14 protein-coding genes are annotated in these 13,876 nt (G+C 61.4%); 10 read left to right on the top strand and 4 right to left on the bottom strand.

Annotation, left to right across the window (positions count from 1 at the left end; translation table 11 throughout):
• Positions 1–94 precede the first annotated feature (94 nt).
• Genes HX899_RS26770 through HX899_RS26755 form a run of 4 tightly spaced genes read right to left on the bottom strand, consistent with a single transcriptional unit; the run spans position 95 to position 3,318 of the window.
• A complete protein-coding gene (locus tag HX899_RS26770) occupies positions 95–982 on the bottom strand; it encodes an SMP-30/gluconolactonase/LRE family protein (RefSeq protein ID WP_181293796.1) in 888 nt (295 codons plus the stop codon).
• A complete protein-coding gene (locus HX899_RS26765) occupies positions 979–1,620 on the bottom strand; it encodes a 2-dehydro-3-deoxy-6-phosphogalactonate aldolase (RefSeq protein WP_181293795.1) in 642 nt (213 codons plus the stop codon). The genes HX899_RS26770 and HX899_RS26765 overlap by 4 nt, the downstream gene beginning before the upstream one ends.
• 13 nt (positions 1,621–1,633) lie before the next feature.
• The gene (locus HX899_RS26760) at positions 1,634–2,551 is read right to left on the bottom strand and encodes a 2-dehydro-3-deoxygalactonokinase (protein ID WP_131601170.1); all 918 of its coding nucleotides are present in this window, start codon (positions 2,549–2,551) and stop codon (positions 1,634–1,636) included.
• Positions 2,551–3,318, bottom strand: coding sequence for an SDR family NAD(P)-dependent oxidoreductase (locus HX899_RS26755; RefSeq protein WP_181293843.1), 768 nt, complete (start codon positions 3,316–3,318; stop codon positions 2,551–2,553). Before HX899_RS26755 ends, HX899_RS26760 begins: the two co-directional genes overlap by 1 nt.
• A gap of 108 nt (positions 3,319–3,426) precedes the next feature.
• Here HX899_RS26755 and HX899_RS26750 point away from each other — a divergent pair, with 108 nt between their 5' ends.
• The 10 genes from HX899_RS26750 to HX899_RS26705 all read left to right on the top strand — a co-directional run.
• A complete protein-coding gene (locus tag HX899_RS26750; protein WP_164026754.1) occupies positions 3,427–4,224 on the top strand; it encodes an IclR family transcriptional regulator in 798 nt (265 codons plus the stop codon).
• A 253-nt stretch (positions 4,225–4,477) separates the two neighbouring features.
• Entirely contained in the window at positions 4,478–5,212 is a 735-nt protein-coding gene (locus HX899_RS26745; protein WP_138328886.1) for a LuxR family transcriptional regulator, read from the top strand.
• A 533-nt stretch (positions 5,213–5,745) separates the two neighbouring features.
• Positions 5,746–6,918: an Mrp/NBP35 family ATP-binding protein gene (locus tag HX899_RS26740; protein WP_181293794.1), complete on the top strand. Its 1,173-nt coding sequence runs from the start codon at positions 5,746–5,748 to the stop codon at positions 6,916–6,918.
• A gap of 391 nt (positions 6,919–7,309) precedes the next feature.
• Complete coding sequence (locus HX899_RS26735) at positions 7,310–8,287, top strand: magnesium transporter CorA family protein (RefSeq protein ID WP_138390668.1); 978 nt, start codon at positions 7,310–7,312, stop codon at positions 8,285–8,287.
• Positions 8,288–8,305: 18 nt separating this feature from the next.
• Positions 8,306–10,204: a potassium transporter Kup gene (locus HX899_RS26730; RefSeq protein ID WP_138328883.1), complete on the top strand. Its 1,899-nt coding sequence runs from the start codon at positions 8,306–8,308 to the stop codon at positions 10,202–10,204.
• A gap of 200 nt (positions 10,205–10,404) precedes the next feature.
• A complete protein-coding gene (locus HX899_RS26725) occupies positions 10,405–11,598 on the top strand; it encodes a cell wall hydrolase (protein WP_171599096.1) in 1,194 nt (397 codons plus the stop codon).
• A 271-nt stretch (positions 11,599–11,869) separates the two neighbouring features.
• Positions 11,870–12,208, top strand: a complete 339-nt coding sequence (locus tag HX899_RS26720) for an AtpZ/AtpI family protein (RefSeq protein ID WP_012756239.1) — start codon at positions 11,870–11,872, stop codon at positions 12,206–12,208.
• A gap of 62 nt (positions 12,209–12,270) precedes the next feature.
• Complete coding sequence (locus HX899_RS26715; protein ID WP_064651444.1) at positions 12,271–13,023, top strand: F0F1 ATP synthase subunit A; 753 nt, start codon at positions 12,271–12,273, stop codon at positions 13,021–13,023.
• Between the two features lie 67 nt (positions 13,024–13,090).
• Positions 13,091–13,318 (top strand): F0F1 ATP synthase subunit C, encoded by a 228-nt coding sequence (locus HX899_RS26710; RefSeq protein WP_003545854.1) that lies wholly within the window; start codon positions 13,091–13,093, stop codon positions 13,316–13,318.
• 77 nt (positions 13,319–13,395) lie between these two features.
• Positions 13,396–13,876 (top strand): F0F1 ATP synthase subunit B (locus HX899_RS26705; protein ID WP_246697184.1); only part of this gene is annotated, 481 nt, incomplete at its 3' end.

Genomic DNA, 13,876 nt, shown 5'->3' with positions numbered 1-13,876 from the left:
CGATTTTCACGGAACCTTTATCGAAGGGCAGCCGCTGAAACGAGAAAAGGCGCCCCGGTGGGGAGCGCCTCTGATCACCGATGACAAGCAAAAATCAGATTACATAGACGGGATCGAACACGCCTTTGACGTCGATGCCGAGTTCCAGCAGCGCGCCGGCACTGGGCTGCGCCGAACGGGCATCCTCGTCCAGCCCTTCCCAGGCGGTCGTTACCGCAAGCCGGTCGGCATTGACGCCGATGAAGGCTGGGCAGGAGGGCTGGACGGCAGGAACCATATAGCGCGAGATGCGCAGACCGTCCGGACTATAGCGGTCGACGACGCCGGCGCCCCAGCGCGCATTCCACAGATAGCCGTCAGCATCGACCACCGAGCCGTCGATGCTGCCGGGGTCGTCCATGCTGTCGACCAGCACGATCGGCTCGCCCGAGGGCAGGCCGGTCAACGGATCGACCATGACGCGCATCAGCCGGTTGATGCGGGAATCCGTATAATAGCCGACCGTGCCGTCAGGCGAGAAGCAGATCGAATTCGGGATGCTGATGCCGTTGAAGATCTTCGTCACCTTGCCGCTGGCGACATGATAGATAGCGCCGGCCTGGTTTTCCGCCCGCTTGCTCATCGTACCGATCCAGAGCGCACCCGAAGGATGCGTGCGGCCGTCGTTCGAACGGTTTTCCGGCCTGTCGTTTTCGAGGGCGGCGTAGAAGGTGAGGTTGCCGCTTGCCACATCGCGCACGAAAAGCCCTTCTTCCGTCGCGATCAGCTGCCGCCCGGCATCGATGCGGGCAAGCACGCTCGCCATCACAGGCAGCGGATGCACCTTTTTCGCGCCCGTCGAAAGATTGAGCTCGTGCAGTTCCTTGCCGAGGATGTTGAACCACCAGACGGTATTGCTGTCGGGATCATAGGTCGGGCCTTCACCGAGAACGGAATTGGTATTGCAAAGTGTTTTGCCCTCGAACTCATAGATATCGGTCATACGTTCACGCTCCCAATGGCTGCATCATAGGCGTAAATGGTCGCCTTGGCGCGCTCGGCAACCTCTGATGCGGTCATTCCTGGCTTGTAGATGCTGGTGCCGAGGCCGAAGGCGAAGATGCCGGCCCTGGTATAATCGCCGAAATTCTTGTCCGAGACACCGCCGACGGCGGCAATCATCAGCTCCGGCGGCAGGATTGCCCGGATCGCCGTGATGCCGGAAGGGCCGAGCACGCTGGCCGGAAAGAATTTGAGGCCGGTTGCCCCGGCCCGCGCCGCCGCCAGCGCCTCGGTCGGCGTAAAGACGCCCGGCATCGTCACCATGCCGTATTCGCGCGCCCGGATGATCACCTCGGGCTCGACATTCGGGGTAACCAGCAGCTTGCCGCCGGCTGCATGCAGGCTGTCGACCGCCTCGACGCTCAGCACCGTGCCGGCGCCGATCAGCACTTCGGCCGGCGCCATCTTCGCGGCGATCTCGATGGATTTGAACGGCTCCGGCGAGTTGAGCGGGATCTCGATCGCCGTCAGGTCATTGTCGATCAAAGCACCGACGACGCTTTCAGTCTCGTCAGGCCGGATGCCGCGAAGGATGGCGATCAGCGGGCGCTTCATGTCGGGGAAGGGGATACGGTTCATCGTGTCAGCTTTCTCAATTCGGCCAGATGGCTTCGGCAGCGGCCGAAAGCCCGCGGCGCACGGCGGCGTCGGCGTCAATGGCGGTGAAGGCAAGGGAGAGGGTTCTGAAGGCCTGTTCGTAAAGCGCCCGCAGGCGCCCGGAGGCGACGAGGGTGATGGTGGTGCCGTTTGCCGCATCCTGCAGCGCCCCGGCGATTTCGAGGCCGATCAGCGTACCGGAAAGCCGGGCTTGCGCGGCAGCGGCAGAAATCCCGTGCAGGAGCTGGCCGGAACGGGCGGCAAAGAGCAGGTTGGAGGCAAGGGCCGGGCGTGCGAAAGCGGCCGAGACCGCGGCCTCGAAGGCTGCCGCATCCGCCGGCTGCTCTTCCGCACCGGCCACGGCATGCGAAAGGATCGTGTGTTTGCTGATGACGTCGAAAAGCTCGCCGGTCATGAAGGTCGAAAAGCCGGTCACCTTGCCGTCCGTCACATGCACCCATTTCGAATGCGTGCCGGGCATGCAGACCGCCTGCGCGCCCGAGCTTGCGCGGCCGAGCGCGCCGAGAAGCTGGGTTTCCTCGCCGCGCATGACGTCGGGCGTCGCCATGTCCCGCTGGGCAAGGCCCGGCAGAATGCGGATGTCGCGGCTTTCGCCGGGAACGGAGACCGCCCCGCTCAGGATCGAGGCAAGTGGCGCCGGCACGTCGATATAACCGGCCTCGACCCAGCCCTGCCTGGCGCCGGCCATGCCGCAGACGATCACCGGCAGGTTTTCCGGCGCCTCGATGGCGGCGAGATGGCCGGCAAGCACCGCGGAAAAGCCGGTCTTTGCCGCGCTCGTCATGCCTTCGCCGCTGCGGCGTTCGGCAAGGACGGTGCCGTCCCGACCGATCAGCCAGAGCCGAAAGCTGCTGGTGCCCCAGTCCACCGCGACATAAGCGGGATTTGCCATTACAGAACGCCTCCATCGACAATCAGGGACTGGGCGGTCATCGCCGCCGCACAGTCGGATGCAAGAAACAGGCAGGGGCCGACGATCGCATCGGGTTTGAGCGCGACCTTCAGGCATTGGTCCTCGACCGAGCGCGCAATGCTCTCCTCGGTGAGCCAGAGCTGCATCTGCCGCTCGGTGACCACCATGCCGGGCAGGATGCAGTTGACCCGGATGTTCTCCGGCCCGAGCCTGCCCGCCAGGCTCTTCGTCAGCCCGACGACCGCCGCCTTGGCTGCCGCATAGGCGGGAAAGCCACCCATGTTCAGCTTGAAGGCGATTGACGACATATTGATGATCGCCCCGCCGCCGGCCGTTCGCATCGACGGCACGACTGCCTGCGAGGTGAAGAACACGTGCTTGAGGTTGACCGCCTGGTTGTTATCCCAATAGGCCTCGGTCACCGCGTCGAATTCATGGCGGTCGTCCCAGGCGGCATTGTTGACCAGCACGCGGATCGGCCCTGAGTGGGCAATGACGGTATCGACCGTACGCCGGATCGCCTCGATGTCGCGCAGGTCGGCATGGTGAAAGGAGACCGGATGCGCCGTCTGCCGCGACAGCCTTTCGGCGAGCTCGCGGCCGGCGGCCTCGGTGATATCGATGAACGAGACCTTGGCGCCCTGGCGCGCGAAACCTTCGACGATCGCAGCACCGATGCCCGATCCGCCGCCGGTCACCAGCACGGCTCGGTCCTTGAACTCGGGAAATTGCGCTGCTGGCATCATGGTCACCGTCGCCTCCCGACCGTATCGTTGTTCCATTATTTGGAACTTGATTTGACTATATGGAATTATCGGATTACACTGCCCTTTCTGTCAAGGGTGGATGAGGCAATGGATTCAAACGGCGGCGGCGCAGCACAGGTACGCGAGACCGGCACGCTCGGCAAACTGATGGTTCTGCTCGATCTCGTCACCCATGCCGATGCTCCGCTGCGTTTCACCGATATCCTGGCGCTTGCCGGCCAGCCGCGCGGCACGCTGCATCGCCAGCTCACCCATCTGGTGGAGGAAGGGTTGCTGGAACTCGATGGAGACGGCCGTTATGCGCCCGGCCTGCGCCTGCTCGATTTCGCCGCGCGCAGCTGGGCGCGCAACGAATTCCGCCTGATTGCCGAACCGCACCTTCGAGATCTGCAGCAGGCGACCGGCGAGACGGTGCATCTCGGCGTTCTGAGAGGCCAGTCGATCATCTATCTCGACAAGGTCGAAGGCCGTCAGCCGGTGCGCATGTATTCGCAGATCGGCAATGCTTCGCCCTGTTATTGCACCGGCGTCGGCAAGGCTGCCCTTTCGCTGCTGCCGGCCGAAAGCCTCGTCGATCTGCTGGCCGGCCTGAGCTTTACCAGCTTTACCGCCTCGACCCATGTCTCTGCCGAAACGCTGCTTGCCGAAATCCGCGAGATTGGCGATCAGGGCTATGCCTTCGACCGCGAAGAGCATGAGGCCGGCATCCGCTGCATTGCCGCACCGGTCTGGTCGGAGGATCGGACCTTTATGGGGGGCATTTCGATTACCGGTCCGGCCTATCGCTTGTCGATGGAACTTCTGCACCAGTGGGCCGTTCCGGTTCAACTGGCGGCTGGGAGGATCATGGAAGGCATGCGCGTCCGTCTCGGTCCGCGCCGCTGAGGGAAAATTGCAATCGGCCCGCTGCTGGACGCAATCGCAGAGCATGCTTATGATGAGCGCGATATTGAGATTTGCCGACGAATCACCACAACTACAACGGTCCGCGAAATCTACAACCAGTCACCGGCCGAACGCTCAACGCTGAAGCCGTTTCCAACCAGCGATCGTCGTTCCCCGATGCATTCGAAACCCCCATGGCGGGCAGGTTTCGCAAACGGTTTGCCGGCCGCTGTGCCGAAGATGAAGAAATGTGATGGCACCCTTGTCGCAAACATCCACGGAAGAAGACGATTATGTTCAGGAAATAGCGGGCCTGAAGACCCAGTTCGATATTTTCCGTTTCATGAAACGGGTGACGGAAGCCTATCGCAGCCGTGCCTTCATGGTTCTCAACCTGCCGCCGATCACCTCCTTCGATCTTCAGGGCAGCACCGTCATCACTAGCTGGCCGGCCGAGCTTCTGGCGCTCTACGACCAGGAAGGCCTGATGGTGAACAGCCCGGTCCTCAGACGCCTCAGAACATCCGCGCGGCCCTTCTTCTACGACATGTCACAACAGAACTTGTCGCGGGACGACGGCAAGTCCATTCTCGTCGCCTCCCTGTTCGAACGTTTCAAGATGATGCGCTGCGCCTATTTCCCGACGCATGAGCCCTCCGGCCTGCGCGGCGCCATCTCTTTCGCCGGCGACCGCGAACCCTTCAGCCCGGCTGAGATGCGCGAGCTCTGCTACATCTCCATCCATGTCTTCGACAGGCTTGCCGAGATCCGCAACCTCGATACGCGCATGACGGACACGCTGACCGACCGCGAGATCGATTGCCTCAACTGGACGGCGGCCGGCAAGACCAGTGCCGAAATCGCCGAAATCCTCACCCTGTCCGAGCATACGGTCAATCACTACCTCAACCGTGCCACCAAGAAGCTCGACACGGTCAACCGCACCCAGGCCGTCGCCAAGGCGTTGCGCATCGGCCTGATCAAATAAGTTGCAAAAAACAACCGACTGCTTTCGAAGCCGCCCAGCGCATAGGCAAGTCCTTCCCGTTGGAAGCCTGTCCCGAGCGCTTTTGCGCTGTTTTTCCTGATTTTCCATCTGGCACGCTTTCTGCATCTCTGGTGCGAGAGGTCCAGAGGGGACTTTGAGACCAGCGCCAGGAAATGGCGCGGCCGACACACCGCTGCCCGACGCCGATGCCGCTTTTCTCCCGGCCCTTCGGTGTCGGCGGCGGTTGTTGCGTTTTGGCACCGCTTCTTTCCCGGCTGTTCGCGATTTAGTCTTCCCAGTTCACTTTTCGCTGGCCTTTTGCTCGGCTTGCTCTAGTTCGCCCCGGATTGCGCCGGTTCTCGGGGAGACCGTTGCGGCCATCAGGGCGAAAGCCCGGCGGACTTGATGGCCGCAACGGATTGCCAATTCTCCCCGGCGCTCTTTTGGCGCACCGGATTATCCTCCCGTTGATTTTGTTTGGCGAAGGCTTCCGTCTCCACTATTTGTGATCTGCAAGCAGCAGTGAGGGTGGAATGGCCGACGTTACCAAGGAACAGGTTCTCGAAACGCTGAAGACCGTGCGTGGACCCGATCTCGAGCACGATATCGTCGAGCTCGGCATGGTCTCCGACGTCTTCATCTCCGACGGCAAGGTTTATTTCTCCATCACCGTCCCGGCCGATCGCGCCAAGGAACTGGAGCCGATGCGGCTCGCCGCCGAGCGCGTCATCAAGGAAATGCCGGGCGTCAAGGGTGCCCTCGTCACACTGACCGCCGACAAGAAGGCCGCCGCCGCCGCTCCGGCTGCCCGGCCGAACCCGCCTCACGGCCATACCGGCCACGATCACCAACATGATCATGCGGGCCATGCCCACGCGCCTCAACAACCGCCGCGCGCCGGCAAGATCGGCGTGCCCGGCATCGGTGCCATCATTGCCGTCGCCTCGGGCAAGGGTGGGGTCGGCAAGTCGACCACCGCCGTCAATCTCGCACTCGGCCTGCTCGCCAACGGTCTTCGTGTCGGCATTCTCGATGCCGATATCTATGGTCCCTCGATGCCGCGGCTGCTGAAGATATCCGGCCGCCCGACGCAGATCGACGGCCGCATCATCAATCCGATGGAGAATTATGGCCTCAAAGTCATGTCGATGGGCTTCCTTGTCGACGAGGAGACGGCGATGATCTGGCGCGGGCCGATGGTCCAGTCGGCGCTGCTGCAGATGTTGCGCGAAGTCGCCTGGGGCGAGCTCGACGTCCTCGTCGTCGACATGCCGCCCGGCACCGGCGACGCGCAGCTGACCATGGCCCAGCAGGTGCCGCTTGCCGGCGCCGTCATCGTCTCCACACCGCAGGATCTCGCTCTGATCGATGCCCGCAAGGGCCTTAACATGTTCCGCAAGGTCGAGGTGCCTGTGCTCGGCATCGTCGAGAATATGAGCTATTTCATCGCCCCGGATACCGGCACCCGCTACGACATCTTCGGCCATGGCGGCGCCCGCAAGGAGGCCGAGCGCATCGGCGTGCCCTTCCTCGGCGAAGTGCCGCTGACGATGAACATTCGCGAAACCTCCGACGCCGGCACGCCGCTTGTCGCCTCCGAGCCGAACGGCGTCGTCGCAGGCATCTATCGCGGCATCGCCACCAAGGTCTGGGAACAGATCGCCGGTCAGTCCCAGCGTCCGGCACCGACAATCGTCTTCGAATAATGCATGTCGCCCGGAAGTGTGCCGCGGTTCCGGGACAACGGCATGCATGATACAAAGAGCTGAAGCGCATCGTATGGATCACCTGCGATGCGCGGCATTTTAGAGGGCGCCGAATCACCCCGGCGGATACCCCAAATTGTGGGTGAAACGTGGTGAAAAGCCGCGCTTCACGGAAGATGTCTTGATTATTTCACGGCTTTGCTTCATATGCCGCGGCGCCATGATGGCGTTTTGCTGCAGATGCTCAGTGACGGTTGTCTTCGTTTCGAAGAGGCCGGCCCGCCTGCAAGTTCGGAGTTGTCTTGTCGATCGAAGGATTGGGAACTGCGATGCGGTTGAGCACAACGCGCATGCCGGCCTTTAAGGTTGGATGCAGCCGGAGAGACGACCGGTGATCACCGCTTACTGTTCCAATTGCAGGTCGGTCGAGATCCGCGATCTGTCGCATGCCGCGTCCTTTCCCGAGGATGTTGTCTGGATCGACATGATCGAGCCGACCCGCGATGAGGAACTCTATGTCGAGAAGATTCTCGGCATCGAGGTCCCGACCCGCGACGACCTCAAGGATATCGAGCCTTCCGCCCGTCTCTATGTCGAAAACGACGCCGTCTTCATGACCGCCTCGCTGCTCTGGAAGGCTGACACCGACGTACCGACGCTGACAGATGTCGCTTTCATCCTGGCTGGAAATCGCCTGGTCACCATTCGCTACGCCCATCCCAAATCCTTTGCGCTGTTCATCGCCGCCCTCCACCGGCTGCCGGAAAATTGGCGCAGCGGCGCTGCCCTTCTTGCCAAGCTCTTGGAGACGATCGTCGACCGCACCGCCGAGATTCTTGAAATCTCCGTCTCGCGCATCGACATCCTGTCGACGCATGTCTTCGGCGACCGGGCAAGGAAAGTGCGTAAGCCCTCGAACTACCTCGAGGAGAAGTTGCGCGATATTGCCGGCCATCACCGGATGATCAGCAAGGTGCGTGACAGTCTCGGTTCGCTTGCCCGCCTGCTGACGTTCTTTCACACGATCCCGGCGATCCAGCAGGACCGCGAGGCGAAGGAGCTCTGCCGCACCGTTTCCCGCGATATCCAGTCGCTATCGGAGCATGCTTCCTTCGTCGCCGCCAACATCACCTTCCTGCTCGACGCTTCGCTCGGGCTGATCAACATCGAGCAGAACTCGATCATCAAGATTTTCTCGATCGCCTCGGTGGTGTTCTTGCCGCCGACGTTGGTCGCCTCCATCTATGGTATGAACTTTCAGGTCATGCCGGAGCTGACCTGGGCCGCGGGTTATCCCTATTCGCTGGCCCTGATGGCGTTATCCGCCGTCATCCCTTTTTTCTTTTTCCGCTGGAAAGGCTGGCTCTGAGGAGCCTGTTGAAACTTCATGTCCGAAGAGAGCCATCCGAACGAACGCCATATGACGCCGAAAAAGCTGTTCTATCTCGGGCTGGGTTCCGTCGGCGTCGTCTACGGCGATATCGGCACCAGCCCGCTCTATGCCTTTCGCGAGGCGCTGAAGCCCGTGGCCCATGACGGCGTCACCCGTTTTGAAGTCATCAGCCTGATCTCGCTGATGATCTGGGCGCTGACGATCATCGTCACCATCAAATATGTGCTCTTCCTGCTGCGCGCCGACAACGACGGCGAGGGCGGTACGTTGTCGCTGCTTGCCCTGCTGATGAAGACCGCCAACGGCCACACCGCCATCCTGATGCTGCTCGGCCTGATGGGTGCTGCCCTCTTCCTCGGCGATGCGATGATCACGCCGGCACTGTCCGTGCTGTCGGCCGTCGAAGGTCTGAAGCTCGTCACACCCAGGCTCTCTGAATATATCGTGCCGATCTCGGTGGTGATCCTGGCGCTGCTCTTCGTCGTGCAATCGCGCGGCACCGGCGCCGTCGCGAAGTTCTTCGGCCCGATCACCGCCGTCTGGTTCCTCGTCATGGCTGCCGCCGGCATTTCCCATATCTCGGATGATTACGGCATCCTTGCCGCCTTCAATCCTTATTATGCCGTCGCCTTCCTGCTGCACGAGGGCTTCTACGGCATTGTCGTGCTTGGCGCCGTCTTCCTGACGGTGACGGGCGCCGAGGCGCTCTATGCCGATCTCGGCCATTTCGGCCGCCGCCCGATCCAGTGGGCCTGGTTCCTGCTGGTCTTCCCGGCGCTGACGCTGAACTATCTCGGGCAAGGGGCGCTCGTTCTCGGCAATCCGATGACGATGTCCGATCCCTTCTATCTGATGTTTCCGAAATGGGCGCTGCTGCCGGTCGTCATCCTGGCGACCGCCGCGACGATCATCGCCAGCCAGGCGGTCATCACAGGCGCCTTCTCGATGGTGCGCCAGGGCATCAACCTCGGCTTCCTGCCGCGCATGGAAATCCTCTTCACCTCGGAAACCAATACCGGACAGATCTTCGTGCCTTCGGTCAATGCCGTGCTGTTCATCGGCGTTATCTTCCTGGTCCTGAGTTTCAAGACGTCGGACGCGCTGGCGACCGCCTATGGCATCTCCGTCACCGGCGCCATGGTCGTCACCTCGATCATGGCCTTCGAATTCGTCCGCGCCCGCTGGAACTGGTCGCTTCCGGTTGCGGTGATCGCGCTTGCGCCGTTGGTCGTGCTCGAATTGATCTTCCTCGGCGCCAACCTTTTGAAGATTCACGACGGCGGCTATATCCCGATCATGATCGCCACGGCCTTTACCGTCGTCATGTGGACCTGGCGTCGCGGCTCGGCAATCCTGATGGAAAAGACCCGCCACACCGATATTCCGCTCGCCTCCTTCGTCAGCTCGATCGAGCGCAAGAGCGAACATTCGCCGGCCCAGGTTCCGGGCACCGCGATCTTCCTGACCAGCGATCCGGAATCCGCCCCCGCCGCCTTGCTGCACAATCTCAAGCACAACCATGTGCTTCACGACCGCAACGTCATCCTGACCATCCGCACGATCAACAAACCGCGCGTGCCGAGCCACGACCGCTACAGGATCGAGCAGATTTCCGAGCGTTTCTCCCGCGTCGAACTGCTCTTCGGCTTCATGGAATCGCAGAACGTCTCGCAGGCCTTGGCGACACTGCGCAAGACAGGACTGAAGTTCGACATCATGTCGACCTCCTTCTATCTCGGCCGCCGCAAACTGGTGCCGGACGCCAAGTCTGGCATGCCCTATTGGCAGGACCGGCTCTACATCGCGCTCGCCAACGCCGCCGCCAACCCCTCGGACTACTTCCGTCTGCCGGCAAACCGCGTGGTCGAACTGGGCTCGCACGTTATCATTTGATGGGCGGAGACCCCTCTGTTCCTCTTCTCCCCGCTGGGGAGAAGAGGGAGCAAGCCCGGACGAACGTACGAAATTATCCCTCACATTAGAACATCCAAAAGTTCTCATGGGCACATTTCGGCACAGCCTGTTAACCGGACATCAAGGTTAATGCGGGATTTTTATCGGAATGTTCCCGCGTTCCATGCCCGGAGTCCGTGTTGCGTCGAAAGAGCCCTTCCCGTAGCAAGCTGCGTCTCATTCCCGAGAATTGGGTGTCGCCCGTAATCTTCGGTCTCGCCGGCTGGCTGATTTTCCCGAGCGTCGCATCTCATGCCGATCTCGCCGCGATGCTCGCCGGCCTCGATCAGGAGGGCGGGAACTGGCGTATGGTGCTGACCAATTCTCCGGCCGGCTCCATCCACCAGGCCGAACTCGCCTTTGCCGAGCCGATGGTGACAGGTTCGATCTCAGCCAGCGCCGGCATGGTGCTGCCCGATGGCCGCAAGGTCGCCTTCAATGCGAAGGACAAGGGCGCTGCCAAGGATAGGGGCCACGAGGACACGCCGGACGAGGATCGCGTCAACCGCGGCAGCAAGAAAGGCCGCGTCGTCGCCGTCGAGAGGATGCAGCCGCCGAAAGACTTTTCCGCCGGCTCGATCCTCGAGCGCACCAAGATGCTCTTCACCCCGAGCTTCGATCTCAAGGACAGGTCGGCCTTCGTCAAACCGAAGATCCAGGGCAAGGAAATCGAGATCGCCACTTCTTTCTATAAGAAGCAGCCTGTTGTGACCGATAATGGCGTGCCGGCGATGCTCGCAAGCCTCATCACCAGCAACAAGGCCGATGTGCTCGCCACCGCCTATGGGCCGGCCGCACCCGACTATTCCCGCCAATCGCCGTTCGATTCGATCCTAGCCGAGCAGGACAGCGGCCGCTTCGTTCCGGAGATCGGCCCGCGCGATCACGCCTGGGCCGCAAGCGTGCTGGCGCCGAGCGTCTTTTCTGCCCGCGAACAGCAGTGCCTTGCCTCCGGCATCTATTTCGAGGCGCGCGGAGAATCGGTGAAGGGTCAGGCGGCCGTCGCCCAGGTCATCCTCAACCGCGTCCGCAATCCTTCCTATCCGAAGACCATCTGCGGCGTCGTCTATCAGAACGAGGATTGGCGCAACCGCTGCCAGTTTTCCTTCGCCTGCGACAGCATCAAGGACAGGGTGAACTCGGAATATCACTGGCGAGTCGCCCGCGATGTGGCGATGGCGGTGACATCAGGCAAGATCTGGCTGCCGCAGGTGGGCTCGGCGACGCATTACCATGCCGTTTATGTTCGCCCGAAATGGGCAAAGACAATGGAAAAGGTCGGCCGCATCGGTCTTCACGTCTTCTACCGCACCTATGGCGGCGGCTGGAGCTGACATAAATCGCTGGGGCAAGCCGATTTCCGGCCCGGAAAAGCGGATTCTTTCCGTCGAATTTGCGCGCTCGACCCGAAGTCGATTTATCTCTTTGATTTGATGGAATTATTTTCTCGCTGGACAGAAGCTGTCTACGCCTTGACTATGCTAATCCCTAAAACTATGTTGCGCGCGACTTCAGAACGGGCCGGAAGGGTCTCAACCTTCGCGTCCGGGGTCCGAATGACCGGGGTAGCGGGAGTGCGGGCGACGGGCAGGCGAGGAGAGACCCATGGCGGACGACCGCGAGGAAAGTCTAGAAAAGCGCCGTGCGCAATTGGGAGCGAAACTCGCGACCAAGGGCGTGGAGACGGGAGAAGACGAGGCTAGGGAAGCCCGCGCCGAGGTAAGCCGCAAAGGTTATGCCCAGGCGATGAAGCTTTCCAGCGAGTTCATTTCCGCAATCGTCGTCGGTGCTCTCCTTGGCTATCTCCTCGACCGTTTTGTTGGCACGGCGCCTTGGGGTTTGATTGTTCTTCTGCTTCTCGGATTTTGTGCCGGCGTTCTGAACGTGCTGCGTTCTGCGGGGGTGGTGGCCCATCCCCTGGACGACAAGGACGACAAGAAATAAGGACCGGTTTCGGTCCAGTGCAATGACCCCGCGTCCTGCGGGCCAAAGAGAGAGAACAAGCGGTGTCTAACGATCCGACTCATCAGTTCCTGATCCAGAAGATTGTGCCGATCGAAATCGGCGGAATTGATTTTTCGTTCACCAATGCATCGCTTTTCATGGCCGTTTCGGCTGCCGCTGCCGCAGGCTTCCTCTATTTCGCGACCTCGAACCGCGCCATCGTGCCGGGCCGTTCGCAGTCGGTTGCGGAAATGTCCTATGAATTCATCGCCAACATGCTGAAGGAAGGCGCGGGCAAGCAGGGAATGAAGTTCTTCCCGCTGGTCTTTTCGCTCTTCATGTTCGTCTTGACGGCGAACCTGCTTGGCATGTTCCCGTATTTCTTCACGGTGACGAGCCAGATCATCGTCACCTTCGCCCTTGCCCTGCTCGTCATTGGCACGGTTCTCGTCTACGGTTTCTATAAGCACGGCTTCCACTTCCTGAATGTCTTCGTGCCCTCGGGCGTGCCCGGCCTTCTGCTGCCGCTGGTCATTGCGATTGAAATCATCTCCTTCCTGTCGCGTCCGATTTCGCTCTCGGTTCGTCTCTTCGCCAACATGCTCGCCGGCCACATCACGCTCAAAGTGTTCGCAGGCTTCGTCGCCTCGCTTGGAACCATGGGTGCTCTCGGTATCGGCGGCGCCGTTCTTCCCCTCATCATGACCGTCGCCCTGACCGGTCTCGAGTTCCTCGTCGCCTTCCTTCAGGCTTACGTCTTTGCGGTGCTGACTTGCATGTACCTCAACGACGCAATCCATCCGGGCGGGCACTAAGGATAACGACATCGACGTCAAAGGGCGTCAGTCATTCGCCGCAACAACCATTTCAAAGGAGTTCAACATGGAAGCGGAAGCAGCAAAGTACATCGGTGCAGGCCTGGCTTGCTTTGGTATGGCCGGTACGGCTCTCGGCCTCGGCAATATTTTCGGCAGCTACCTCTCCGGCGCACTGCGCAATCCGTCTGCCGCTGACAGCCAGTTCGGCCGTCTGGTATTCGGCTTCGCCGTTACGGAAGCTCTGGGCATCTTCTCGCTGCTCGTCGCTCTCCTCCTCCTCTTCGCCGTCTGATATCGGCGAATAGATGGATCACGGCCTGCGATCGCAAGCCGTGATCCTTTGCATTTGCAGTCCACCTGGAGGTGAGCATGTTTTTTGTGACCCCGGCTTACGCTGAGGAAGCACCGGCGGCAGCGACGGGTACGGATGCGCACGCCGCTCCGGCCGCAGGCGAGGTCCATACCGAGACTGGTGTTGCCGAAGGCGAACACGCCCGCGGCCCTTTCCCGCCTTTCGATTCGACGACCTTCGCGTCCCAGCTGCTCTGGCTGGTGATCACGTTCGGCGTCTTCTATTTGCTCATGCAAAAGGTCATCGCGCCGCGCATCGGGGCCATCCTCGATCAGCGTCACACGCGCATTTCCCAGGATCTGGAAGAAGCAGGCCGCCTGAAGGGCGAAGCCGACGCCGCCGTCCAGACCTATGAAGGTGAACTGGCCGCTGCCCGCGCCAAATCCAACGCGATCGGCTCTGCCGCACGCGACGCCGCCAAGGCCAAGGCCGAAGAGGAACGCCGCGCTGTCGAGGCGAGCCTCTCGGAAAAGATCAAGGCTGCCGAGCTGCGTATCG

This window comes from Rhizobium sp. WYCCWR 11146, assembly GCF_013591995.1.
Lineage (GTDB): Bacteria > Pseudomonadota > Alphaproteobacteria > Rhizobiales > Rhizobiaceae > Rhizobium > Rhizobium indicum.
The sequence above is the reverse complement of the archived record's forward strand: the minus strand, read 5'-3'. Positions and strand labels throughout refer to the sequence as shown.

What these genes read in the sequence shown, in the direction of transcription:
- HX899_RS26720 (WP_012756239.1), top strand. Translation starts at nt 11,870, where the DNA reads ATGGCGGACGACCGCGAGGAAAGTCTAGAAAAGCGCCGTGCGCAATTG.
- HX899_RS26745 (WP_138328886.1), top strand. Translation starts at nt 4,478, where the DNA reads ATGGCACCCTTGTCGCAAACATCCACGGAAGAAGACGATTATGTTCAG.
- HX899_RS26740 (WP_181293794.1), top strand. Translation starts at nt 5,746, where the DNA reads ATGGCCGACGTTACCAAGGAACAGGTTCTCGAAACGCTGAAGACCGTG.
- HX899_RS26770 (WP_181293796.1), bottom strand. Translation starts at nt 982, where the DNA reads ATGACCGATATCTATGAGTTCGAGGGCAAAACACTTTGCAATACCAAT.
- HX899_RS26730 (WP_138328883.1), top strand. Translation starts at nt 8,306, where the DNA reads ATGTCCGAAGAGAGCCATCCGAACGAACGCCATATGACGCCGAAAAAG.
- HX899_RS26755 (WP_181293843.1), bottom strand. Translation starts at nt 3,318, where the DNA reads ATGATGCCAGCAGCGCAATTTCCCGAGTTCAAGGACCGAGCCGTGCTG.
- HX899_RS26760 (WP_131601170.1), bottom strand. Translation starts at nt 2,551, where the DNA reads ATGGCAAATCCCGCTTATGTCGCGGTGGACTGGGGCACCAGCAGCTTT.
- HX899_RS26765 (WP_181293795.1), bottom strand. Translation starts at nt 1,620, where the DNA reads ATGAACCGTATCCCCTTCCCCGACATGAAGCGCCCGCTGATCGCCATC.
- HX899_RS26710 (WP_003545854.1), top strand. Translation starts at nt 13,091, where the DNA reads ATGGAAGCGGAAGCAGCAAAGTACATCGGTGCAGGCCTGGCTTGCTTT.
- HX899_RS26750 (WP_164026754.1), top strand. Translation starts at nt 3,427, where the DNA reads ATGGATTCAAACGGCGGCGGCGCAGCACAGGTACGCGAGACCGGCACG.